The organism is Pseudolactococcus yaeyamensis (assembly GCF_054658615.1).
Genome location: NZ_BAAGGP010000172.1, coordinates 1 through 1725, shown reverse-complemented (window position 1 = coordinate 1725; position 1725 = coordinate 1). Strand labels below are relative to the sequence as shown.

1 protein-coding gene is annotated in these 1725 nt (G+C 38.6%); it reads left to right on the top strand.

Annotated elements, in window-relative coordinates; all coding sequences use genetic code 11:
• Window positions 1-190 precede the first annotated feature (190 nt).
• Window positions 191-1453, top strand: a complete 1263-nt coding sequence (locus ACYQ21_RS15470) for a helicase-related protein (protein WP_460059567.1) — start codon at window positions 191-193, stop codon at window positions 1451-1453.
• Window positions 1454-1725 lie beyond the last annotated feature (272 nt).

The window sequence follows — 1725 nt, the reverse complement described above, 5'->3', positions numbered from 1 at the left end:
AGGCGACACCTGAAAAATTATTAATGATTGTCCGTGAACACTGGAAAATTGAGAGTTTACATTGGGTGCTGGATGTTGTATTTTCTGAGGATGAGTGTCATGTCATCTCAGAGAATGCGCAAAAAGTTTTGAATGTGTTTAGAAAACTCGCTATTTTAGCTCATCGTACTTATTTGAAACAAGTAAATAAATGGTCTTTTCAGATATTGGCACACCTAAAACAGGGCGTAAGGGCAAGAATGAAAGAATTGAATTTGCGGACGATATTGATTACAACTTCAACGTTTATCAGGAAATCAAGGATAAATTGATAGAAATGGGAGTTCCTGCAAAAGAGATTGCCTTTATCCATGATGCAGAGAAAGATGAGCAAAAAGAGGCGCTTTTTGAAAAAGTTAGAACTGGAGAGGTTAGGGTTCTGTTTGCCAGCACGCAAAAAGGCGGAACTGGGGTCAACGTGCAAGATAAGCTCTTAGCCGTCCACCATGTGGATGTCCCATGGCGACCAAGTGACATCGAACAGCGCAATGGTCGGATTGTCCGTCAAGGTAATACTAATCCAGAAGTTCAAATCTATAACTATGTTACTAAGGGGACTTTTGACACCTTTATGTGGCAAATTCAGGAACAAAAACTCAAATATATCACTCAGGTTATGAGTGGTAAGTCTGCTAGTCGTTCTATGGACGAAATGAACGACCTCGTTTTGACGGCAAGTGAAATCAAGGCGGTTGCGACCAACAATTCCTATATCAAGGAAAAGATGGAACTTGAAAACAGCCTAGCTAATCTCACGATTGCTCGTAATTACTTTGTCAAAGGTCAAGAAAAAAATGTCAAAGAAATTCAGGAATTGGAAATCAATATCCCCCTGAGTGAGCGACATCTCGCAAAAATTACAGCAGATAAAATCACTGCTGAAAATAGTATGATAAATAATGGCGCATTGCCCGAAGAATTATTTGAAATCGAACTTGAGGGACATGGTCTCATCACAAATAAACGAGAAGCGGGCGATATTATCAATCAAACCGTTCACAATGCTTTCTCAGATGAAGTCCATGATTTTAAGATTGGCGATTACAAAGGCTTTGAGATTATGGGGCGAACCAAGACAGAACAGACGATACTTCACGCAGAAGATACGATTTTCGTCGTCGGTCAAGCAATCCACCCACTCAGTATCAATGTGTCAAGCGGTATCGGCACAATGACACATATCAATAATCTTTTAACTGATAAAATAATTAAAGCCCCAGACATCACCCAAGTTCGTTTGACAGAAAGTAAAGCAAAACTAGAAAGTTTAAAAGCTAACCAAAATACCAAATTTGACAAGGAGGACGAATATAAGCGAATCAGCTTGAAACTGAATGAAGTCAGCCAAGCTGTGTTGAGTAATTCGCCAATTCCAGAAAAATCATTTGAAGTTGACGATGATTTAGAAATGTAAAGAAGAATGAAAGAGGCTGGGACAAAAGTCCTCTAAAAAAATAGGCTATGAATCATTTCTGATGTTAATCGGAAACGTTCATAGCCTATTTCTGTCACGACAAACGCATGACTCTCTCCAACCCCAAAATATAAAGCATATTTTAAAAAAATAACAGCTCTCACATTGAAAACAACTGTGCCAAATAATCTGGAAAAGTCATTGATAACGAAAAACGTTTGAGACGAATGCTCATCTTCTTTTTACGCATTTCCAAATCCTTCAAAATGGCT

Bases quoted from the DNA above. Each gene is read 5' to 3' on its own strand.
- ACYQ21_RS15470 (WP_460059567.1), top strand. From the start codon at position 191: ATGGTCTTTTCAGATATTGGCACACCTAAAACAGGGCGTAAGGGCAAG.